This is a genomic window from Stenotrophomonas sp. STEN023 (assembly GCF_056760135.1).
On the sequence record NZ_JBRREF010000028.1, the window covers coordinates 17,448 to 38,528 of the forward strand.

General features: G+C 63.6%; 18 protein-coding genes. 1 reads left to right on the top strand and 17 read right to left on the bottom strand.

Going from position 1 to position 21,081, the window contains the following annotated elements; all coding sequences use genetic code 11:
* Positions 1-11: 11 nt before the first annotated feature.
* From ACVOLV_RS10080 to ACVOLV_RS10105, 6 genes are all read right to left on the bottom strand, one after another.
* Positions 12-1,655, bottom strand: coding sequence for a mechanosensitive ion channel family protein (locus tag ACVOLV_RS10080; RefSeq protein ID WP_481554268.1), 1,644 nt, complete (start codon positions 1,653-1,655; stop codon positions 12-14).
* 106 nt (positions 1,656-1,761) lie between these two features.
* Positions 1,762-2,268 carry an AmiS/UreI family transporter gene (locus tag ACVOLV_RS10085; protein ID WP_481554269.1) on the bottom strand — a complete coding sequence of 169 codons (507 nt, stop codon included), beginning with the start codon at positions 2,266-2,268 and terminating at the stop codon, positions 1,762-1,764.
* A 2-nt stretch (positions 2,269-2,270) separates the two neighbouring features.
* Positions 2,271-2,888, bottom strand: a complete 618-nt coding sequence (locus ACVOLV_RS10090; RefSeq protein ID WP_481554270.1) for an ANTAR domain-containing response regulator — start codon at positions 2,886-2,888, stop codon at positions 2,271-2,273.
* Positions 2,885-4,042 carry an aliphatic amidase expression-regulating protein AmiC gene (gene amiC / locus ACVOLV_RS10095; protein ID WP_481554271.1) on the bottom strand — a complete coding sequence of 386 codons (1,158 nt, stop codon included), beginning with the start codon at positions 4,040-4,042 and terminating at the stop codon, positions 2,885-2,887. Before amiC ends, ACVOLV_RS10090 begins: the two co-directional genes overlap by 4 nt.
* Positions 4,043-4,069: 27 nt before the next feature.
* Entirely contained in the window at positions 4,070-5,188 is a 1,119-nt protein-coding gene (locus tag ACVOLV_RS10100) for an AAA family ATPase (protein WP_481554272.1), read from the bottom strand.
* A 94-nt stretch (positions 5,189-5,282) separates the two neighbouring features.
* Complete coding sequence (locus tag ACVOLV_RS10105) at positions 5,283-6,323, bottom strand: aliphatic amidase (protein ID WP_481554273.1); 1,041 nt, start codon at positions 6,321-6,323, stop codon at positions 5,283-5,285.
* A gap of 433 nt (positions 6,324-6,756) precedes the next feature.
* On the opposite strand from ACVOLV_RS10105, the gene ACVOLV_RS10110 reads away from it, so the two are divergent.
* Positions 6,757-7,965, top strand: coding sequence for an NnrS family protein (locus tag ACVOLV_RS10110; protein ID WP_481554274.1), 1,209 nt, complete (start codon positions 6,757-6,759; stop codon positions 7,963-7,965).
* Between the two features lie 7 nt (positions 7,966-7,972).
* On the opposite strand, the gene ACVOLV_RS10115 is transcribed toward ACVOLV_RS10110, so the two are convergent.
* From ACVOLV_RS10115 to ACVOLV_RS10165, 11 genes are read right to left on the bottom strand one after another with little or no spacing between them, the layout of a single operon-like run.
* Entirely contained in the window at positions 7,973-8,638 is a 666-nt protein-coding gene (locus ACVOLV_RS10115; protein WP_481554275.1) for a sulfate/molybdate ABC transporter ATP-binding protein, read from the bottom strand.
* The gene (gene modB / locus ACVOLV_RS10120) at positions 8,628-9,311 is read right to left on the bottom strand and encodes a molybdate ABC transporter permease subunit (protein WP_197606690.1); all 684 of its coding nucleotides are present in this window, start codon (positions 9,309-9,311) and stop codon (positions 8,628-8,630) included. Before modB ends, ACVOLV_RS10115 begins: the two co-directional genes overlap by 11 nt.
* Before the next feature lie 2 nt (positions 9,312-9,313).
* On the bottom strand, positions 9,314-10,054 hold the full coding sequence (modA, locus tag ACVOLV_RS10125; protein WP_481554276.1) for a molybdate ABC transporter substrate-binding protein: 741 nt from the start codon (positions 10,052-10,054) through the stop codon (positions 9,314-9,316).
* Positions 10,055-10,075: 21 nt separating this feature from the next.
* Positions 10,076-10,852 carry a helix-turn-helix domain-containing protein gene (locus ACVOLV_RS10130; protein WP_481554277.1) on the bottom strand — a complete coding sequence of 259 codons (777 nt, stop codon included), beginning with the start codon at positions 10,850-10,852 and terminating at the stop codon, positions 10,076-10,078.
* A gap of 7 nt (positions 10,853-10,859) precedes the next feature.
* The gene (locus tag ACVOLV_RS10135; protein ID WP_481554278.1) at positions 10,860-12,071 is read right to left on the bottom strand and encodes an oxygen-independent coproporphyrinogen III oxidase; all 1,212 of its coding nucleotides are present in this window, start codon (positions 12,069-12,071) and stop codon (positions 10,860-10,862) included.
* A gap of 44 nt (positions 12,072-12,115) precedes the next feature.
* The gene (locus tag ACVOLV_RS10140) at positions 12,116-13,447 is read right to left on the bottom strand and encodes an MFS transporter (protein ID WP_481554279.1); all 1,332 of its coding nucleotides are present in this window, start codon (positions 13,445-13,447) and stop codon (positions 12,116-12,118) included.
* Positions 13,448-13,470: 23 nt separating this feature from the next.
* Complete coding sequence (locus tag ACVOLV_RS10145) at positions 13,471-14,361, bottom strand: peptidylprolyl isomerase (RefSeq protein ID WP_481554280.1); 891 nt, start codon at positions 14,359-14,361, stop codon at positions 13,471-13,473.
* Positions 14,362-14,364: 3 nt separating this feature from the next.
* Complete coding sequence (narI, locus tag ACVOLV_RS10150; protein ID WP_004146540.1) at positions 14,365-15,069, bottom strand: respiratory nitrate reductase subunit gamma; 705 nt, start codon at positions 15,067-15,069, stop codon at positions 14,365-14,367.
* Positions 15,066-15,746, bottom strand: coding sequence for a nitrate reductase molybdenum cofactor assembly chaperone (gene narJ / locus ACVOLV_RS10155; RefSeq protein ID WP_481554281.1), 681 nt, complete (start codon positions 15,744-15,746; stop codon positions 15,066-15,068). The genes narI and narJ overlap by 4 nt, the downstream gene beginning before the upstream one ends.
* Positions 15,743-17,287 (bottom strand): nitrate reductase subunit beta, encoded by a 1,545-nt coding sequence (gene narH, locus ACVOLV_RS10160; RefSeq protein WP_481515068.1) that lies wholly within the window; start codon positions 17,285-17,287, stop codon positions 15,743-15,745. Before narH ends, narJ begins: the two co-directional genes overlap by 4 nt.
* Positions 17,287-21,042: a nitrate reductase subunit alpha gene (locus ACVOLV_RS10165; RefSeq protein ID WP_481554282.1), complete on the bottom strand. Its 3,756-nt coding sequence runs from the start codon at positions 21,040-21,042 to the stop codon at positions 17,287-17,289. The genes narH and ACVOLV_RS10165 overlap by 1 nt, the downstream gene beginning before the upstream one ends.
* Between the last annotated feature and the right edge of the window lie 39 nt (positions 21,043-21,081).

The window sequence follows — 21,081 nt, forward strand, 5'->3', positions numbered from 1 at the left end:
CAGCCAGGCCATCACGGCGAGGGGCCTTGCGGGTCCCAATCGGCAGGCGGCACGATCTTTGGCAGTTCCGGATCGGCGATGTAGTTGGGCGACATGATCTGTACCCCGGCAGCGTTGAACGCGTCCTGGATGTTGGCATGCAGCTCACTGAGTATCTGCGCACGCAGCGGCAGCTGAATGATGTGCACGCGCAGGGCATATGCAACGTAGAAATCGTTGAGCGCGGCCTGCAGTACATGCGCGGCCGGGACCCGCTGCACGTGCGCGGTCTTGCCCGCAGCTTCCAGCAATAGCCTATGCACCTGTCGCCAGGGCGTGTCGTAACCGATGGTGATGCTGGTCTCCAGCCACATGCCCGCCGCCTGCGGGTCACGCGAGTAGTTCAGCAGCTTGCCGCTGAGCACATGCATGTTGGGGAGGCTGACTTCCACCCCGGTAATGGTGCGGATGCGGGTGGTGAACAAGCCGATCTGCAGCACCTGGCCTTCGACATCGGCAACCTTGACCAGATCACCGACCGACATCGTCCGCGCATAGAGCAGGGTGAAGCCGGCCGCGGCCTGGCCGACAATGCTGGAGCCGCCTAGCGAGATCATCACGCCCAGCAATACGCTCAAGCCCTTGAACGCGTCGCTGCTGGAGCCGGGCAGATACGGATAGGCCATCGCCAGTGCGAACAGCCAGATGCCCGCGACCGTCAGTTTGCGGGTCGGCTCGGCCAACTGGCGGTCGATGCCGAAGATCTGGAAGCGCCCGTTCTGTACGCCGCGGAACAGCATGCCAACGATCTGGCTGGCCAAGCGCGCCAACAGGAAAATGATGACCGCGGTGACCAGCCCCGGAATCGCTGCCGCACCCGCCCACAACCAGGCCTTGGCCTGGGCGGCGATCCACACCGTCATCGCCGTGGCCCAGGGTTGGGTGTAATCGAACTGATGGAACACGTAGCGCAGCCATTCCTCGGCCAGCACCAGCACCGCCACCAGCAGCACCGCACGCGACAGCCAGTCGGCCAAAGCATTTGCCCCGTGCAGCATCTGCTTGACCGGTGCGCTGCGCAGCGTGCCCGCCCTCTTTCCCACCCATGCCAACATCGCCGCACGCAGCCTGCGCGCAGCCCAGGCCAGCAACCATATCAATGCGCCCGCCAGCATCGTGGCGACAAGGCTGTAAAGCACGCCGCGGAGCACCCGCCCCGGTGCCCGCTCGCGTTCGGCTGCGGCAACCGCATCACCGAGCCGGCTGCGAACCTCCTCACGCACCTGGCCCAGACTCTGGCCCTGTGCGGCATCCACATCGGCAGGGGTGATGATGGTGACGACCTCGCCCCCGAGCAGCAGGATCGCGCCATCGGCGGTGTCGTTGAAGCTGACGCCGGGCATGCCGGGCTCGTCGACGATCCGCTTGATGTTGAGCTCGGTGACCTGCGCCCGCTGCAGTGGCGAGCGGCCCATGAAAGCGCCGCGGAAGGTCAGGATGTCGCGGTTGTAGTAACGCACCGTCGCCGGAACCGGCCCTTCAACCTGGCCCGCTTCATTCGCGGCAACCGCCGTGGCTGGCAGGGCCAGCCCAGCCAGCGATGCAAGCGTGACTGCCAGCGCGAGCAAGGCGAACCGGCGCACCACCGACCAGACTACGACGCGGCTTCGGAACATGATTGCGCTTCCCCGCAGGAACAGGTGACAGCCCAGTGCAGTGTTGCCGTAAAGGTATGGCGAATGGAAGCCTGCCAATCGGGCCACCTTCCCCGGAGGCCAGCGCTCAGAGCCTGATCACCTGGCCCAGTATCAGCAGCCCCGGCAACCAGCCAGTGAATACCCCGCACAACAGGGTAAACCCGGCCACTGGCTTCTGGATGCTGCGGGCCAAGCCCAGCAGCAGGAAATAGCTGAACCAAAGCGCCGTCCATGCGCTCCAGTTGATCGCATTCCATAGCCCGAACCCGCCATCCAGGGCGGCAAACGCCCGCACCGCTTCGGTGGCAGCAGTGATGCTGACAAACAGGCAGAACCAGCCCAGCCCCCTGCCATCGTTGCCCATCAACTGGTTGGCCGCCACCCACAGATAGGTAAAGGCAAACAGCAAGGTGAAGGCACCGCTCTTTATATCGGCGATAACGAAGATCGTATACAGCGCCACCACCAGGCTCAGGCAGCCCACCAGACTATTGATGACCGCCACCTCTTTGCTACTGATACGGTCCATCAGCCACACACCGTTTACAAACAGAACCGCACCCACGTAGAGCAATACCAGCCCAAGCATCATGATCAACTCCTGCTGTCATCAGGGCGGTGTACCGCCGGATTCGTTGCTTTCACCACATCTTGTGCAATCTTCTGGATCGACTCGCGCTGCTTCATCGCCTCCTGCGACAACCATGCGTGGGCTTGCCCCTCCTCCCAGCCATGCCGGCTCATCAGCAACACCTTGGCGCGGTTGATGTCCGCTTGGCTGGCGAGCTTTTCCTGCAGCTGGGTATTTTTCTGTTTGAGCTTCAGCAGCTCGCCACTGACGCGGCGTGCGGAAACCAGCGATGGCAGCACTCGATGCGCATCCAATGGCAGGATGATCACGCCATGACACTCCAGCTCGATGATCTGCGAGAGCACCGCCGGGCTCTCGTACTCAACCAAGGTCAGTACGGTGGTGCTGGGTTGACCACTGGCAATCAGCGCACTGATGTCCTCGTGGTGCCTGTTCTGGAAGATGCCGGTGAAAATGACATCCACCGCCACATCGAAGCGCTTGGGTGGTGGCCAACAGTTACGCACCGAGCAGCCGATACGGATCAGCTGCAACACCAGCGTGTCACTCACTTCAGATGGCGGGCTGAGCACCATCACCTGCAGCTCGCGCAAGCTTGCCAGGATGGTGGAAGCACTCATGCCGGCACGCTCCCACCCATGCTGGTCGACCAGTCATCCAGGTTATGAACCACAACATAGGGGTCCGGGCGGATCGGCTCCGGCGATTGCCACTTGACCTGGAAGACGCCGCTGCTGTCTATCTCGGCAATCCGTGCAGCCAGATGACTGTGATTGTTCTGCGGCTCTACCCATACCTCGCCTTGAGGCGCCGGAATCCGTAGCCCGTACAGCTCCGGCTGTACGTCCTCCACCCGCCAGCTGCGCGCTTTCTGCATTGCGCGGCCGAGCATCAGCGTCTGCGTGTAGGCCGCCTCGGCCCATGCGGTGATGCTTACCTCCGGTGGAAACGATGCCTGGCAAGCGCTCACGAACGCTCGATTCTCCGCCGTATCGATGCTGGAGAAATAGGGCGCTACCACCACGTGCCCCTCCGCCACATCCGCGCCCATCCTGGCCACCTCGGCCTCACTGGTGGTCAGGCTGGCGATGGGCGGCCGCGGCGCGTCCCCGTAGCGTCGCGCCATGGCCCGGTACAGCGCTGCGGTGCCGCTACCAACAACCGTCGAGAACACCACGTCGGCCCTGGCCCTGGCGATGCGCTCCACCGCATGCGCAAGGTCCTCGTCGGAGGGATACAGGGGGATATAGATCTCCTCCAGCACCTTGCCACCGTGCTGCCGATAGAGATGGCGCATGACATGATTGCTTTCACGCGGATAGATGTAGTCCGAGCCTATGAACACCACCCGCTCACCGTAGTGGCGGATCAGGTACGCCGCCAATGGCGCGCTGTTCTGGTTGGGCGCTGGACCGCCGTAGATGATGTTTGGCGAGTACTCGAAACCTTCGTACGGGGTTGGAAAGCACAGCAGCGCGTCCATGCGCTCCACCACCGGCATCACCGCCTTGCGCGTATGCGACATGTAGCAGCCCACCAACATCTGCAGCCCGTGATTGCGGATGAGGTCTTCGGCATATAGCCGGTAGCGGTCGGGATCCCCGCCTGGATCACGCGAAAGCACCTCGATGGCACGCCCTTCGACGCCACCTTCACGATTGAGCTGATCGACCGCCAACAGCGCACCGTGCCGTTGCGAGCGCTCGATGTCGGCAGTCACGCCTGTCTCGGAGAACAGAAGCCCCAAGCCTGGCTGATCGCTGTTTTTTGCCATGCTGCACTGCTCCCGGTTTGGCGTCGCTCAGCGGCGCAGAAAGTGGACCTCACCGTGCTCCAGCACGGCGCTGTAGACGATGTTCGCAGCTGCCGCTGTCCGGGCATGGTGATCGATAAGGTAACCGGCCAGTGGCACCTCCAGATGCTGGCGCATGCTGCGACGAAGCGCACGCGCGCCAAACTGCCTGTCGAAGCCCTTGGCGATGACTCTTGCCAGCACCGGCGGCGTTACTTCCAACGTACAACCATGCTTCTGCAGACGTCGATTGAGTCGTTTGACCTCAAGCACGGCCAGCTGCTCGGCAACACCCTGCTCTATCCAGTTGAAGGTGATGACCTTGTCGATCCGATTGATGAACTCAGGTGCGAAAGCCTTCAGCAGCCTGGCGCGGACCAAGCCGTCCACGGCACGTTGCCGCGACGCCGCCGTCGCTCCGCTGATCAGACCTCGCCAGCCTGTACGGCGTTGGTCGTAGCGCTGTATTTCGTGTGCGGCAAGATTGCTGGTCATGAAGATCAAGGTATTGCGGAAACTGTAGGTGCGCTCGCCAGACGCCACCGTCAGCATCCCGTTGTCGAGCACATTGAGCAGTGTCTGCACTACCTGCGGACTGGCCTTTTCCAGCTCGTCGAACAACATGATTCCGGGACGACCAACACTGCCCTCCAGCTTCTCCTGGTCCAGCAGCGTGGTTCCTTCCTTGGCGCCGACGTAGCCAGGAGGCGCGCCGGTCAGCGCGGCGGCGTAGTGCTCCTGTGACAAGGTATTCATATCTACCCTGCAGAACGCATCGGCATCGCCGTGCAATGCACGAGCCAGCGCCCGCACGATTTCAGTCTTGCCCACGCCGGTTGGCCCCAGAAACAAGGCGGTAAACAGCGGCCGGCGTGGGTCGGTGATATCCGCCCGCACCACTTTGAGCATGTCCTCGACCGACTGCAGTGCTGCGTCCTGGCCCAGGATCTCGCTGCGCAGGCTGGCCATGATGACGCCGATATCGAAGCGATACCGGCTCTCCAGCGAACTGTTTGCGCACAGGTGCGCTTGGACAAGGCCGTCCGGGGCCCTGTTCTCGACGGAAAGTACGCCGTCCAGTGCGCGCTTGCGCTGGGTCTGCTCCAGCATATCGGTTAGAAACGGCATTGCTTCACTCCTTCTGCAGTTGCAGGACGAGGCGCAGCTGCGCTGTTGCCGAACGCATTCCGGCAACAGCGCATCACGCTTGTTTGCGGCGGTTTCAGACCTCTTTTTCCCTTGCCTCGTAAGGCAGACGCCCAACCGGGCATTGCGCCACGCCTACCGTGGAACGGGTCATCTTTTCAACGTTTTCCCGGGCTTGCTCCGCATCGTTGACCCAGGTCCTGTAGAACTCGAACGGGCACTCGGCCAGGCCCTTGTCGCCCTCGCCTGAGTTCTGCAAGCCGGTGTAACCACGGTGCAGCAGCTTGAACAGATGGTTCTGCGATTGATCATTGGCACGCGCATCGCGGATCTGCGACACCGACAGTTGCGCGTACTGGATGCCCATCTCCTCCTCACCGCACTCGCCCAGCGTACGACCATCGAAGCCGATGATCGCGGAGTGCCCAAAGTAGGAATAGACCCCATCGAAACCTGCCGCGTTGGCCACGGCAACGTAGCTGTTGTTCGCCCAGGCCATGGCCTTGGCCATCAGGACCTGCTGCTCTTTTGCTGGATACATATAGCCCTGGCAGCGCACGATCAGCTCGGCGCCCTTCATCGCACAATCACGCCAGATCTCCGGGTAGTTGCCGTCGTCGCAGATGATCATGCTGATCTTCATGCCCTTCGGACCGTCACTGACATACGTCTGCCCGCCCGGATACCAGCCTTCAATCGGACACCAGGGAATGATCTTGCGGTATTTCTGCACGATCTCGCCCTTGTTGTTGATCAGCACAAGGGTGTTGTACGGCGTCTTGTTCGGGTGTTCCTCGTGGCGCTCACCGGTAAGCGAGAACACGCCCCAGGTGTTGGCCTTGCGACACGCGCTGGCAAGCAGTTCGGTCTCCACGCCCGGTGCGGACACCGCGGTTTCCATCATTTCGGCCGGGTCGTACATGATTCCCTGCAGGCTGTACTCCGGAAATATCACCAGATCCATGCCTGGCAGGCCCTGCTTCATGCCAACAACAATGTCGGCGATCTTCTGGGCATTGGCCAATACCTCTGCACGCGTGTGCAGGCGCGGCATTTTGTAGTTGACTACCGCTACGCCAACCGTGTCATCACTGCTGGAAATATCACCATGACGCATGATTTGCCTCTCCTGATGGTTTTCTAGGACAAAAAAAGGCCCTCCCGGAGAATTCCGGGAGAGCCCATTTGCTCTTGCTACTCAATCTGGTTGGCACACCCGCATCGACGTTGATGCAGTTGTGCCCGGTTCGGCAAAGATATAGCCTGGAAAAAAACACTGTCAAGCGCACTATGACGTAAGGATTTCATATGGCAGATCCCGCACATGACGCTGAATTGGGATATGCCCGCGCTATACGGATAAAACACTGGATGCACGCAACAGGCAGGCTGGCCTGCATAGCACGCCAGACGACGCTGGCCAGAACGATGACGCTGCGCTGCAGCACCGAATTTGATTTTTGTGGAATCGCTACCCAGGGTTCCGCCTGCCGTCACCGACGTTGACATTGATCAGTACGGCCGGCTTGCAGCGGGCGGATACTCGCGTCGTGAACACCACTCCCAACCGCCTGCACATCTTCAACGCGCCGCACCGGCTGCTGTTCTTCATTGGCGTGACCAACCTCGGCCTGGCGATGGGCTGGTGGGCGTTGTGGCTGGGCGGGTTGCAGCTGGGCAAACCCCTGCCAGCGCCCGGCTTGCCGCCGGCCTGGCTGCACGGGCTGTGGATGCAGTACCTGGTGCTACCCAGTTTCATCTTCGGCTTTCTATTGACCGTGTTCCCGCGCTGGATGGGATTGCCAGCACTGCCGCGCTGGCAGTACGCCGGGGTCGGCGGTGGCCTGTTTGGGGCGCAGATCGCGCTGCTTGCTGCCGGCCTCGGCTGGCAGCCGGGAGTGTGGCTGGCCCTGCTGTTGGCGTTGCTGGGTTGGGCGTTCGGCCTGCTCGCACTCGGCCGCTTGCTGCTGCAGGAGAAAGGCCGCACCTGGCATGCGTGGTCGTGCTGGTCCGGCTTGCTGATGGGCTGGATAGGCCTGCTCTGCTTCGCCATCGCCGCCGCAGGCGGCGATGGCCGCTGGCAGGCGCTGAGCGTTTCGATCGGCACCTTCGGGCTGTTGCTGCCGGTCTACGCCAGCGTCGCCCATCGCATGTTTCCGTTCTTCGCCGGCAACGTGGTGCCTGGTTATCAGCCGTGGCGGCCACCGCGATGGCTGGCGATCCTGTGGGCGCTGTGCCTGCTGCATCTGCTCGGGGAAAACCTGCAGCAGCCGCTGGTCATGCTACTGGCCAACGCCGGCCTGCTGCTGTTGTCACTGTATTCGCTGTGGCGTTGGTGGCCGCGCGGACCAAAGCCGCCGCTGTTGAGCGTGCTGTTTTACGGGCTGGCGTGGTGGCCATTGGCGATGCTGTTGTATCTGCTGCAGGACATCGCCGCCCTCGGCGGCCACGTTGGTTGGCTGGAACGCGCACCGCTGCATGCCTTGGCGATAGGCCTGTTCGGCAGCCTGCTGGTGGCGATGGTCACGCGCGTGACCCAAGGCCACTCCGGACGGGCGCTGGTGATGCCGGTGGTCGCCTGGATCGCCCTGCTCGGCCTGCAACTGGTCGCAGTGCTGCGCATCCTCGCACCGCTGCTGGACGATCCCTGGCGCTGGCATGCCGTGGCCGCTGCCGGCTGGCTGCTGGTGCTTGCACCGTGGTTGCTGCGGTTGGGGTGGATCTACTGGCGCCCGCGTGCGGACGGCAAGCCGGACTGAGCGTCGCTCAGACCTGCACGCGGCCATCGGCCAGATGCACCACCTGCTGGCCAAACATGTCCACGTCTTCCGGATCATGGCTGATCAGCAGCAGCGGGATGCCGGTCTGATCCAGCACGGTCTCGAGTTCCTGGCGCAGATGCGCACGCAAGGCGTGGTCGAGTGCGGCGAACGGCTCATCCAGCAGCAGTGCCTGCGGCTTGGTTACCAGTGCCCGTGCCAAGGCGGTGCGCTGACGCTGGCCGCCGGAGATCTGCGACGGCAGCAGGTCACCGAGGTGATCGATGCGGAATGCCTGCAGCCATTGCTCCACCACATCGACGCGGCGGGCGCGCGACGGATTCAACAAACCCTGCTGCAGGCCGAAGCCCACGTTCTGCCGCACCGTCAGATGCGGGAACAAGGCGTAGTCCTGGAACACATAGCCGATACGCCGCCGCTGCGGTGACAGATTGATGCCTGCGGCCGCATCGAACAGCGCCTGCCCGTGCATGCGGATCACACCGGCATCCGGCCGCAACAGTCCGGCTACCGCCTTCAAGGTCAAACTCTTGCCGGCGCCGGATGGGCCGAACAACACAACATTGGGTTGCGTGCAACGCAGCGCCGCCTGCAACTGGAACTGCTGGCCTGCCGCCTGCAACTGGCGACGGATATCCAGTTCAAGCCACATTGCGTGCACCCTCCTGCCGCCGTCCCACCAGCCGCGCGGCGAGCAGCAGCACGCTGATGCAGACCAACGAGGACAGCAGCACCAAGGCATTGGCACGGCCGTCGTTGCCGGCCTGCACAGCTTCGTAAATGGCGATGGACAAGGTCTGGGTACGCCCCGGAATACTGCCAGCGACCATGATGGTGGCGCCGAACTCGCCCATCGCGCGGGCGAACGCCAGCAACAGGCCAGCAAGAATGCCGCGCCATGCCAATGGCAGCGTTACCCGGAAAAACAGCGCCAGCTCGGACACACCCAGGGTGCGTGCCGCCTGTTCCAGCTGCCCATCCACGTCTTCAAATGCCGCACGCGCCGGCTTGAACACCAGCGGAAACGAGGCCACCGCAGCAGCGATCACCGCTGCCTGCCAGGTGAAAACAAGATTGATACCGAAGCTGCTCTCCAGCCATGCACCAAGCGGCCCCTTGCTGCCGATCAGTACCAGCAGGTAGTAACCCAGCACCGTGGGCGGCAACACCATCGGCAAGGTGAATATCGTGTCCAGCAACTCACGGCCGGGAAAGCGCCGTCGCGCCAGCAAGGCGCCAAATCCAACACCGAGCACCAGGTTGATCGCGGTCGCCCAGCCGGCCACCTTCAGCGACAACCATAGCGCGCTCCAGTCCAGATCCACCATCAAGGGCTGCCAAACCCATGCCTGTGCAGAATCGCCTGGCCCTGCGCCGAGCGCACGAAAGCGATGAAGCGCCTGGCTTCGGCGGCATTGCGGCTGCTCTTCACCATTGCCAGCGGATACGCGATACCACCGGCAACCGGCACCTGGAAGGCACGCTGCACGCGCTCGCTCATCGCCTGTGCGTCGGTGGCGTAGACGAAGCCGGCGTCCACTTCACCGCGCGCCACATAATCCAGTGACTGGCGCACGTTCTGGGTACTGATCATCTTGGCCTGCACTGCCGGCCACACACCGGCCTGCTGCAGCGCGCCGCGTGCATAGCGACCAACCGGCACGCTGTCGGGGTTGCCAATGGCGACGCGCTTCACATCGGCCTTGGCCAGCGCCGCCAGTGTGGTCGGCTTGTTGCCGGCCTGCGGCGGCACCACCACCCACAGGCTGTTCTGTGCGAATACGTGCTGTGTCGCCGGATCAATCAGACCTTCGGTGCTGGCCTGCGTCATCGTCGCCTGGTCGGCCGAGGCCAGCACGTCGACCGGTGCGCCGCGTGCGATCTGCTGCAGCAGCGTCCCGGAGGCAGCGAAGTTCAAATCAACCTTCGTGCCCGGGTTGGCCTTCTCATACGCAGCGGATATCTCGCGGAAGCTTTCGGTCAGGCTGGAAGCCGCCGAAACCGTCAGTTCCGCAGCGCTTGCCGGCAACGTGGCCGCCAGCAACAACAACGCCCACAGCTTGTTCATGCATGCATCCTCGGTTGGGCATCATTCGCTTGCGTCATCGGTGGCCGCCATCAGCGCCAACCGCTCGGGTTGCAGCAGGATGATCTCGCGCTGCTTCACCGCGATGACTTCTTCGTCGCTCAACCGCCGCAACACTCGGCTGGCGGTTTCCGGCGCCATGCGCAGGTAGTTGGCGATCTCGGTGCGGGTCATGGTCAGGTTGAAGCGCTGCGCTGAAAATCCTCGTCGCGCGTAGCGGCTGGAGATATCCAGCAGGAACGCGGCCATGCGCTCCTCGGTACGGTAATTGGCGGCCAGCAGCGCCGCCTTGCCGATCTCGGCGCTGAGCAGGCTGAACAGCTTGGCCTGCAGGCCGGGCATGCGGCTGGCCAGCAGGCTGATGCGCGGAAACGAGATACGGCACAGATGCACGGTATCCAACGCCACCGCATTGCAGGGATAACGCGAACCGTGGATGGCGTTCAAGCCGATGACTTCACCGGGCAAGGCAAAGCCCAGCACCTGCTCGTTGCCCAGGCTGTCATCGACAAAGGTCTTGACCATGCCGGCGCGCACCGCAGCGATGGAATCGAAGGGCTCACCCGCACGGAAGATGTAATCGCCCGCATGGTACGGCCCAACGTGATCGACCATCACGTGCAGCTCATTCAGCGCAGTCTTGTCATAGCCCTGCGAGCTGCAGGCATCGGAGAACGCACAGGTCGTGCAGAAATGCAGCGCGTCACCGTCGCCGGCAGCGGCTGGATTCGGCGTCGCAGTGCCCAAGGGGCCGCGCGGTGGGGGTGTAGGTGACGTCATTCCGTTTTCAAGCAACAGCAGCCAAGGGGCGGAAGCACGCTGCGATCATACGCCACAGCAGCTCACCTTCGTTCTGGATCAACAACATGTCGCCGTCACGGCGCAGCCAGCCGCGTTCGATGAACATGCCGACGCGCTCCCATGCGTGCTCGAAACAGGCGTCGAATGGCTGCGCGTTGCGCCATTCGAAGGCGCGCATGTCCAGCGCGTGGTCACAGACCAGGCTCTGCACCACCTCATCGGTCATGCGTTCATGCTCGGAAAGAATAAGTCCGGAGGATATGCCCGGCTGGCCAACCACCAGGCAGGCGCGCCAGTTGCGCGGCTCCGGCTCGATACGGCAGATGACATCGCCGATCTGGCTGCAGGCGCCCACACCAATGCCGAGCAGGTCATGGCGCTCGCGCCGCGGCACCCCGAGCAGGTCGCAATGACGCTGACCGTCGCCGTTGCGCAGCGGCATTGGCAGGTCCGGCCGCTGGTAGTGGTCGCCGCCCAGCGCCAAGTAGCCGCCTGCACGCAGCAACCGCCAGGCCTGCAGCCAGTCGGTTGGCAACGGGTACTCGGGCAGCAAGGCCGGCGACGGCAGGATGATGCGTTCGGGCGCCAGCTCCAGCACGCGCTGCAGCCGCTGCAGGAACGACACATCGGCGTAGCACGGCACGCGCAGCTGGTAATAGCAGGCGGTGAACCCGGCCTGCTGGGCTTGCGCCAGCATTGCCGGGCCATCGACGCCGGCATGGTCGATCACCGTCATCCGGGTACAGCCGACCTCACGCAATGCAGCCGGTGCGACATCGCTGGCCGCATCCAGCCGCACCTCGACCTGCGGCCGCGCAATGGTGCACAGCTGCTCCGGCACCGCATCCAGCAGGCGACCCAACAGGGCCGGCGGCAGATGCTCGACGATACCTGGCTGCAGCACCATGGCCGCCACTTCGCGATCGCTGGCCAGCATGTTGGCATGCAGGCGCAGGCACACCAGCAACGCGTCCAGCACGTTCTCGGCGCGTTCCAGCTCATGCGGGGGTGCGCAGAAACCCAGGGTCAACGCACGCGGAATCAGATGCTCGTTGCTGGCCTGCATGGCCGCACGCCAACCGGCTTCGGCGAAGCCCGGGCTCAGCTCCGCCGGCGCCGGGAACAGCACGTGCGCGGGTTGCTGCAGCAATGCAACATGCAATGTGGCGTCATCCATCCCGGCGGTCTCTACTGACATGCAAGCATCCTCGCGCAGCGACCGCCGGGTTTCACTGATCTGGATCAAGCCCGCCGCTGTTTCTCCGCGGCGGCGGCGTCGATGGCTTCAGGCAGGTCGGTCTCACGATCGAGCTGCGGGAAGTTGCGACGCTCCATCCGACGGATGGCGAAGTGCATCCACGCCAAGGCAATGCTGACCAGCACGAACAGCAGCATGAAGCAGCTGCTCCAGATGCCAAGCGCATCGTTCAAGGCGCCGAATACGATGGGCAGGATGAAGCCGCCAAGACCGCCAATCATGCCGACCACGCCGCCCACCGAACCCACGTGCTGCGGGTAATAGACCGGGATGTGCTTGTAGACCGCGGCCTTGCCCAGCGACATGAAGAAGCCGAGCACGAACACCAGCACGGTGAACAGGGTCACGCTGATCGCCAGGTGGAAGCTGATCTCGCCGTGTATGCCCTGCACGATGTAGCGGGTATCCGGATAGGCCAGGATGAAGGTACAGATCACCGATACGCCCAGCGTCCAGTACATCACCCGCCGTGCACCGATGCGGTCGGACATCCAGCCGCCCACCACCCGGAACAGGCTGGCCGGGATCGAGTAACACGCTGCCAGTACGCCGGCCGTGCCCACATCCATGCCGTAGGCGCCGACCAGATAATGCGGCAGCCACAGTGCCAGCGCGACGAAGCCGCCAAACACGAAGAAGTAGTACAGCGAGAAGCGCCACACCTGCAGGTTCTTCAGCGGTGCCATCTGCTCGGCGAAGGACATCGGTTTGACGCCACTGCGGCGGCGGTCTTCCAGCGAGGGATCTTCCTTGCTGAACAGATAGAACAGCACGGCAGTGACTGCCAGACCGACCGCCCACAGCTTGGCCACCATCATCCAACCCGAGGCCACCATCACCAGCGGCGCCAGCAGTTTGGTTACCGCCGAGCCAATATTGCCGGCACCGAAGATGCCCAATGCGGTGCCCTGCTTCTCCGGCGGGAACCACTTGGACACATAGGTGACGCCGACCGAGAAGTTGCCGCCGGCGATGCCGACGAACAACGCTGCCAGCAGGAACTGCGGGTAGGTCTGTGCATAAGTCAGCAGCCAGGTCGCCACCGCACCGCACAGCATCACCAGGGTCATCACCTTGCGGCCGCCGAACTGATCGGACCAGATGCCGAGGAAGACGCGGATCACCGAACCAGTCAAAACCGGGGTGGCGATCAGCAGGCCGAACTGGGTGTCGTTCAAGCCCAGCTGCTCGCTGATCTGGATGCCGATGATGGCGAAGATCATCCACACCGCGAAACACACGGTGAAGGCGAAGGTACTCAGCCACAACGCACGTTGTTGTTCGCCGCTGCTGATGTTCTGCAAATTCTGGCTCATTGCCGCTCCTGGGGGATTACGTCTTACTCAGCCTGTGCTTCGATGTCTTCCAGCCCGCGCACCGGGTAGCGCTCGCGCAGTTCGAGCAGGAACTGCTGCACGTCGCGCTGGCGTACCTGCAGTTCGAGGTAGTCGCTGATCTGCGGTTGTACCTGCTCGAAGCTCAGCGCTACGCCTGCTTCCAGCACATCAACGCTGACCACGTGGTAGCCCCAACGTGACTCCACCGGGAAGCCCGCCAAGCCTTGCCGCAGGCGGAATACCTGGCGATCGAACTCAGGCGTGGTCTGGCCGCGTTGCAACCAACCCAGCTCGCCGCCCTCGCTGCTGGACGGGCACTGCGAGTGACGCGCGGCCAGATCGGCGAACAGGTGCGGCTCCTCCAGCAGTTCTGCAATCAGCTTCTCGGCCTGGGTGCGTGCCTTCAGCCGGCCGGCGATATCGTCAGCCGGTGCCGCCAGCAGGATGTGGCGTACGCGGATGCGGTCCGGTGAGCGGAAGCGCTCGGGGTTCTGCGCGAAATAGCGCTGGCAGTCGTCCTCGCTGGGCACGCGGTCTACCAGCGTCTGTTCGATCAGCTGCTGGATGCGTGCTTCCTCGCTGGTCTCCTGGCCGACGCCGGGGGCATCGGCCAGGCCAAGCCGCTCGGCTTCCAGCCGCAGCAGCTCGCGTACCACCAGTGCACGCGCCGCATCGGCACGTGACTGCTCCGGGCGCATCGCCCGGTGGTATTGCATCTCACGGGCGATATCGGCCTCGCTGATCGCGGTGTCCTGCACGTACAGGCTGCACGGTGCCGGCTGGCCCAGGCTGCGCGGGCCCTCATCGGCGTCGTGATGGTGGCCGGCCTCGGCCGGCACCGGTGTCTGCGAATCGATGACGGTGATGGGGAGAATGCGTGGCAGGCTGCCCATGAATTACTCCCGCGGACCGTAGCGCAGCGTGGCCTGGCGGCGACGCACCACCTGGTACGGGCGCCACAGGTAGCTGATCGGCACGCTCCACACATGCACCAGACGGGTGAACGGTGCGATCAACACCAGCGTCAGGCCGAGGAAAATGTGCGCCTTGTAGACCCAATGCACGCCTTCGACGTAATCGGCCGCACCGGCACGGAAGGTGACGATGTGCTGCGCCCACTCGGCCAGCATCACCATCACACCACCATCCAGATGGCCGGCCGAGACCTTGATGCTGTACAGGCCAAGACAGAGCTGGGCGAACAGCAGCACCAGCACCAGGGTGTCACCGAAGCTGCCGATTGCACGCACCCGCGCATTGGTCAGCCGCCGCACCAGCAGGATGGTGATGCCGACGAAACACAGGGCGCCGAAGAAGCCGCCCACCACCATCGCCAGCAGCTGCTTCTGCGAGGAAGTGATGAAGGGCTCGTACAGCGCATGCGGGGTCAGCAGGCCGACGAAGTGACCGCCGAGGATGGCGATGATGCCGATGTGGAAACAGTTGCTGCCAAAGCGCATGCCGCGGTCGGACAACAACTGGGTGGAGCCGGTACGCCAGCTGTACATGGCCTTGTCATAGCGTGCCCAGCTGCCGATCAACAGCACCGCCACCGCGATGTAGGGATAGAACTGGAAGGCGAATTGATTGAGGTAATTCATGGCTGGATCTCCCGCGGCTGCGCGCGTGCCGGTGAACGATGGGGTGGATCACACTCCTGCGAAGGCGCATCGGCACCGAAGCGCACCGCCTCTTCTTCCCACAGCTGGTCCATGGCTTCGACGGTGTCGTCGCGCACTTCCTCGCTTGCGCGCTGGCGCAGCACGGCCAGGTTGACCTTGCCCTCGCCGGCCTCGACCAGGATTTCCAGCAACACTGCATGCGGCAGCTCACGCTCGGCGGCGCGTGCGGCGAGCATGCCGGCGATGTGACCGATGTGGTGCAGCCAGTCCTTGGCCTCGGCCTGCGGCCGGTGCGAGAGGTATTCCAGCAGCAGCGGCAGGTAGTCCGGCAGCTCGCGCGCATCCAGCTCGAAACCGTTCTTGCGATAGGCATCGATCAGGTCGACCATGGCCTGGCCGCGGTCACGCGACTCGCCGTGGATGTGTTCGAACACCAGCAGGCTCATCGAGCGGCCACGGTCGAAGGTGGCCAGCCAGCGGTCCTGCGCGTCCAGCGGGTCGGTAGCAAGCAGGTCACGGACGAAGGTCTGCAACTGCCGGCGACGGGCCGGCGACAGCGCCGGATCGTCGCAGGCCTCGAGCAGCTCCTCGCCATGCTGCCAAAGCTCGTCACGCGGATAGTCCAGCAGGACACCAATCAGCTTGAGCACACTCATTTCGTCACCTCGTGCCGGTGCTGGCGATTTGGATGCACCGCAAAGGTGGTGCTCTTGCGCTGGGTGAACAGGTCGGCCGGGCTGTCGCCGTTGCAACCATTGCCGAAGGTGAAGCCGCAGCCGCCACGTTCGCCGAAGGCATCGTTGGCGTACTCACGGTGCGCACTCGGAATGACGAAGCGGTCCTCGTAGTTGGCAATGGCCAGGTAGCGGTACATCTCTTCCACCTGGGCCGGGGTCAAACCGACCTGTTCGAGCACGCGCATGTCTTCCACGCCATCCACGTTCTTGCCGCGGCGCCAGGCACGCATCGCCATCAGCCGTTCCAAGGCGCGGATGACCGGGGCTTCGTCGCCAGCCGTCAGCAGATTGGCCAGGTAACGCACCGGGATGCGCAGCGAGGCGATATCCGGCAGCTCGCCGCTCATGCCGACGTGACCACGCTCGGCCGCCGACTGGATCGGCGACAACGGCGGCACGTACCAGACCATCGGCAAGGTGCGGTATTCCGGGTGCAGCGGCAGTGCCAGCTTCCAGTCGATGGCCAGCTTGTAGACCGGCGACTGCTTGGCCGATTCCAGCCAGCTGTCGGGGATGCCTTCGGCGCGCGCAGCGGCGATAACCGCCGGGTCGAACGGGTCCAGGAAGATGTCCAGGTGCGACTGGTACAGGTCCTTCTCCGCCGCGACCGAAGCAGCTTCGGCAATGCGGTCGGCGTCGTACAGCATCACTCCCAGGTAGCGGATGCGACCCACGCAGGTTTCCGAACACACGGTGGGCTCGCCCATCTCGATGCGCGGGTAGCAGAAGATGCACTTCTCGGACTTGCCGCTCTTCCAGTTGTAATAGATCTTCTTGTACGGGCAGGCCGACACGCACATGCGCCAACCACGGCACTTGTCCTGGTCGATCAGCACGATGCCGTCTTCCTCGCGCTTGTAGATAGCACCGGACGGGCAGGCCGAGACACAGGCCGGGTTGAGGCAGTGCTCGCACAGGCGCGGCAGGTACATCATGAAGGTCTTCTCGAAGGCGCCGTAGATCTCCTTCTGCACCTTGTCGAAGTTGTAGTCACGCGAACGCTTGGAGAACTCCGAACCAAGGATTTCCTCCCAGTTCGGGCCCCACTCGATCTTCTCCATGCGCTGGCCGGTCAGCAGCGAGCGTGGACGCGCGGTCGGCTGATGCTTCAGCTCGGGCGCGTCGTGCAGGTGCTGGTAATCGAAGTCGAACGGCTCGTAGTAGTCGTCGATCTGCGGCAGGTCGGGGTTGGAGAAGATCTTGGCCAGCATCCGCCAGCGGCCACCGGCGCGCGGAACCAGCTTGCCGCTGCCGTTGCGCACCCAACCGCCATTCCACTTCTCCTGGTTCTCCCATTCCTTGGGGTAGCCGATGCCGGGCTTGGTCTCGACATTGTTGAACCAGGCGTACTCCACGCCTTCGCGTGAGGTCCACACGTTCTTGCAGGTGATCGAGCAGGTGTGGCAGCCGATGCACTTGTCCAGGTTCAACACCATCGCAATCTGGGCACGTACTTTCATCACACCACCTCCCGTGCAGCGCCCGAGGCATTCGAGTTTGATTGCTCGTCATCCAGCCAATCGATCTTGTCCATCTTGCGCACGATCACGAACTCGTCGCGGTTGGTACCGCAGGTACCGTAGTAGTTGAAGCCCCAGGCCAGCTGCGCGTAACCGCCGATCATGTGGGTGGGCTTGAGCACGATGCGGGTCACCGAGTTGTGGATGCCGCCGCGGGTGCCGGAGATCTCCGAGCCCGGCACATTGATGATGCGTTCCTGGGCGTGGTACATCATCGCCATGCCCGGCATCACCCGCTGGCTGACCACCGCACGCGCGGCGATCGCACCGTTGACGTTGAACAGCTCGATCCAGTCGTTGTCCTCGATGCCGGCATTGCGTGCGTCGTCCTCGCTCAACCAGACGATGGGGCCGCCACGCGACAGGGTCTGCATGATCAGGTTGTCGCTATAGGTGCTGTGGATGCCCCACTTCTGGTGCGGGGTGATCCAGTTCAGCACGATCTCCTTGTTGCCGTTCTGGCGCTTGTTGAGCAGCGGTTCCACCGTGCGTGTATTGACCGGTGGGCGGTAGCTCATGAAGGCCTCGCCGAAATCGATCATCCACTCGTGGTCCTGGTAGAACTGCTGGCGACCGGTGACGGTGCGCCACGGAATCAGCTCGTGCACATTGGTATAGCCGGCGTTGTAGCTGACGTTGTCGTCTTCCAGACCGGACCAGATCGGCGAGGAAATGATCTTGCGCGGCTGCGCCTGGATGTCACGGAAGCGGATCGCCTCGTGTTCCTTGCCCAGCGCCAGATGGGTGTGGTCGCGGCCGGTGAAGGTGCCCAGCGACTCCCAGGCCTTGACCGCGACATGGCCATTGGTTTCCGGTGCCAGGTGCAGCACCACTTCGCAGGCATCGATCGCCGTGTCGATGGACGGGCGGCCCTGGCTGATGCCTTCGTCCAGCACGGTGTGGTTGAGCTTGCCGAGGAATTCCACCTCGTGCTTGGTATCCCAGCTCATGCCCTTGCCACCGTTGCCGAGCTTGTCCAGCAGCGGCCCCAGCGAGGTGAACTTGCGGTAGAGATTGGGGTAGTCGCGTTCGACCACCGCCATGCTCGGCATGGTCTTGCCGGGGATGGCCTCGCACTGACCCTTCTTCCAGTCGGCGACGCCGAACGGCATGCCAAGTTCGTTGGGCGTGTCGTGCAGGGTCGGCACCAGCACCAGATCCTTTTCGACGCCGAGCACGCCCGGTGCCATGTCGCTGAGCGTGCGTGCGACACCCTTGAAGATGTCCCAGTCGCTGCGCGATTCCCAGGCCGGGTCCACCGCCTTGGACAGCGGATGGATGAAGGGGTGCATGTCCGAGGTGTTGAGGTCGTCCTTCTCGTACCAGGTGGCGGTCGGCAGCACGATGTCCGAGTACAGCGCGGTGGTGCACATGCGGAAGTCCAGCGTCACCAGCAGGTCGAGCTTGCCTTCCGGGGCTTCGTCATGCCACTTCACGTCCTCGGGCTTGACCGCGCCCATCTCGCCAAGATCCTTGCCCTGCAGGCCATGACGCGTGCCGAGCAGATGCCGCAGCATGTACTCGTGGCCCTTGCCGGAGGAACCGAGCAGATTGGAGCGCCAGATGAACATCATGCGCGGGTGGTTCTGCGCGGCATCCGGATCGGCGAAGGCGAAGTCCAGCGAGCCGTCCTTGAACTTGGACAGTGCGTAGTCGGCCGGCGCGATGCCGGCCTGTTCGGCCTCGCGCACCAGCTGCAGCGGATTGCGGTCCAGCTGCGGTGCGCTCGGCAACCAGCCCATGCGCACCGCGCGCAGGTTGAGGTCGGCCAAGCTGCCGCTGTACTTGGAGGCATCGGCCAGCGGCGACAGCAGTTCGTCGACCTGCAGTTTCTCGTAACGCCACTGCCCGGTATTGAAGTAGAAGAACGAAGTACCGTTCATCTGCCGCGGCGGGCGGCTCCAGTCCAGACCGAAGGCCAGCGGCTGCCAGCCGGTCTGCGGGCGCAGTTTTTCCTGGCCCACGTAATGCGCCCAGCCGCCACCGGTCTGACCCACGCAACCACACATGACCAGCATGTTGATCAGGCCACGGTAGTTCATGTCGTTGTGGAACCAGTGGTTCATGCCGGCGCCGACGATGATCATGCTGCGACCATGGGTCTTGTCGGCGGTGCGGGCGAACTCACGGGCGATCTCGATCACCTCGGCACGTGACACGCCGGTGATGCGCTCCTGCCAGGCCGGCGTGCCCGGCACGTTGTCATCGAAGCTCTTGGCGACATTGCCGCCGCCGAAGCCGCGATCAACACCGTACTGCGCCAGCAGCAGGTCATAGACCGTGGCCACCAGTGCTTCACCGCCATCGGCCAGCGGCAGGCGACGCAGCGGGATGTTGCGCTCCAGTACTTCCTCGGCCGGTGCAGCGGTCCAGCCATCGCTCTCGATGCCGCCGAAGTACGGGAAGCTCACCGCCTCGATGCCGTCGTGGATGTCGGCAAGGCTCAGGCGCAGGCGGGTGTCATGGCCATCACTGGCCTTTTCCTCGATGTTCCACTTGCCCTTCTCACCCCAGCGGAAGCCGACCGAGCCATTCGGCACGGTGATATCGCCGCTGTTCTCATCGAACGCCAGCGTCTTCCACTCGGGGTTGTTGCTCTCGCCCAGCCCACCCAGCTCACTGGCGCGCAGGAAGTGGCCCGGCACCAGGCGACCATCGGCGCGGCGCTCGACGCGCACCAGCATCGGCATGTCCGAGTACTGGCGGCAGTAGTCCTGGAAGTATTGCGAGGGCGTGTCGACGTGGAACTCACGCAGGATCACGTGGCCGAAGGCGAATGCCAGCGCGGCATCGGTGCCCTGCTTGGGATGCAGCCAATGGTCGGTGAGCTTGGCCAGCTCGGAATAGTCGGGGCAGATCGACACCGTCTTGGTGCCGTTGTAGCGCGCCTCGGTGAAGAAGTGCGCATCCGGGGTGCGCGTCTGCGGCACGTTCGAGCCCCAGGCGATGATGTAGCGGCTGTTGTACCAATCGGCCGATTCCGGCACGTCGGTCTGCTCGCCCCACACCTGCGGCGAGGCCGGCGGCAGATCGCAGTACCAATCATAGAAAGACAGACAGGCACCGCCGAGCAGCGACAGATAGCGCGCACCGGCCGCGTAGGACACCATCGACATTGCCGGAATCGGCGAGAAGCCGACGATGCGGTCCGGGCCGTATTCCTTGGTGGTGTAGAGGTTGGAGGCGGCGATGATCTCGTTGGCCTCGTCCCAGTTCAATCGCACGAAACCGCCCATGCCGCGGCGACGCTTGTACTCACGCGACTTGGTCGGGTCCTGCACGATGCCGGCCCAGGCCTCGACCGGTGACATGGTCTTGCGGGCCTGCCGCCACATGCGCAGCAGGGTGCCGCGGATCAGCGGGTACTTCAGCCGGTTGGCGCTGTACAGGTACCAGGAATAGCTGGCGCCACGCGGGCAGCCACGGGGCTCGTGATTGGGCAGGTCCGGGCGGGTGCGCGGGTAGTCGGTCTGCTGGGTTTCCCAGGTGACCAGGCCGTTCTTGACGTAGATCTTCCAGCTGCAGGAGCCAGTGCAGTTCACGCCGTGGGTGGAACGTACGATCTTGTCGTACTGCCAGCGCGCGCGATAACTGTTTTCCCAGTCCCGCCCTTCGCTCTTGCTGAACCCATGGCCATCGGCGAAGGGTTGTGGATCACGCTTGAAGAACTGCAAGCGATCAAGGAAATAGCTCATGGTGAATCTCCGTTCGCAAACTGCTGCATCGTGGCTGTG

Excerpts from the sequence above, each read along its gene's own strand:
- narI (WP_004146540.1), bottom strand. The coding sequence starts at position 15,069 with ATGAATTACCTCAATCAATTCGCCTTCCAGTTCTATCCCTACATCGCG.
- ACVOLV_RS10115 (WP_481554275.1), bottom strand. The coding sequence starts at position 8,638 with ATGTGGCTTGAACTGGATATCCGTCGCCAGTTGCAGGCGGCAGGCCAG.
- ACVOLV_RS10090 (WP_481554270.1), bottom strand. The coding sequence starts at position 2,888 with ATGAGTGCTTCCACCATCCTGGCAAGCTTGCGCGAGCTGCAGGTGATG.
- ACVOLV_RS10140 (WP_481554279.1), bottom strand. The coding sequence starts at position 13,447 with ATGAGCCAGAATTTGCAGAACATCAGCAGCGGCGAACAACAACGTGCG.
- narH (WP_481515068.1), bottom strand. The coding sequence starts at position 17,287 with ATGAAAGTACGTGCCCAGATTGCGATGGTGTTGAACCTGGACAAGTGC.
- narJ (WP_481554281.1), bottom strand. The coding sequence starts at position 15,746 with ATGAGTGTGCTCAAGCTGATTGGTGTCCTGCTGGACTATCCGCGTGAC.
- ACVOLV_RS10165 (WP_481554282.1), bottom strand. The coding sequence starts at position 21,042 with ATGAGCTATTTCCTTGATCGCTTGCAGTTCTTCAAGCGTGATCCACAA.
- ACVOLV_RS10100 (WP_481554272.1), bottom strand. The coding sequence starts at position 5,188 with ATGCCGTTTCTAACCGATATGCTGGAGCAGACCCAGCGCAAGCGCGCA.
- ACVOLV_RS10085 (WP_481554269.1), bottom strand. The coding sequence starts at position 2,268 with ATGATGCTTGGGCTGGTATTGCTCTACGTGGGTGCGGTTCTGTTTGTA.
- ACVOLV_RS10130 (WP_481554277.1), bottom strand. The coding sequence starts at position 10,852 with ATGACGTCACCTACACCCCCACCGCGCGGCCCCTTGGGCACTGCGACG.
- modA (WP_481554276.1), bottom strand. The coding sequence starts at position 10,054 with ATGAACAAGCTGTGGGCGTTGTTGTTGCTGGCGGCCACGTTGCCGGCA.
- ACVOLV_RS10105 (WP_481554273.1), bottom strand. The coding sequence starts at position 6,323 with ATGCGTCATGGTGATATTTCCAGCAGTGATGACACGGTTGGCGTAGCG.
- ACVOLV_RS10135 (WP_481554278.1), bottom strand. The coding sequence starts at position 12,071 with ATGTCAGTAGAGACCGCCGGGATGGATGACGCCACATTGCATGTTGCA.
- ACVOLV_RS10145 (WP_481554280.1), bottom strand. The coding sequence starts at position 14,361 with ATGGGCAGCCTGCCACGCATTCTCCCCATCACCGTCATCGATTCGCAG.
- amiC (WP_481554271.1), bottom strand. The coding sequence starts at position 4,042 with ATGGCAAAAAACAGCGATCAGCCAGGCTTGGGGCTTCTGTTCTCCGAG.
- ACVOLV_RS10080 (WP_481554268.1), bottom strand. The coding sequence starts at position 1,655 with ATGTTCCGAAGCCGCGTCGTAGTCTGGTCGGTGGTGCGCCGGTTCGCC.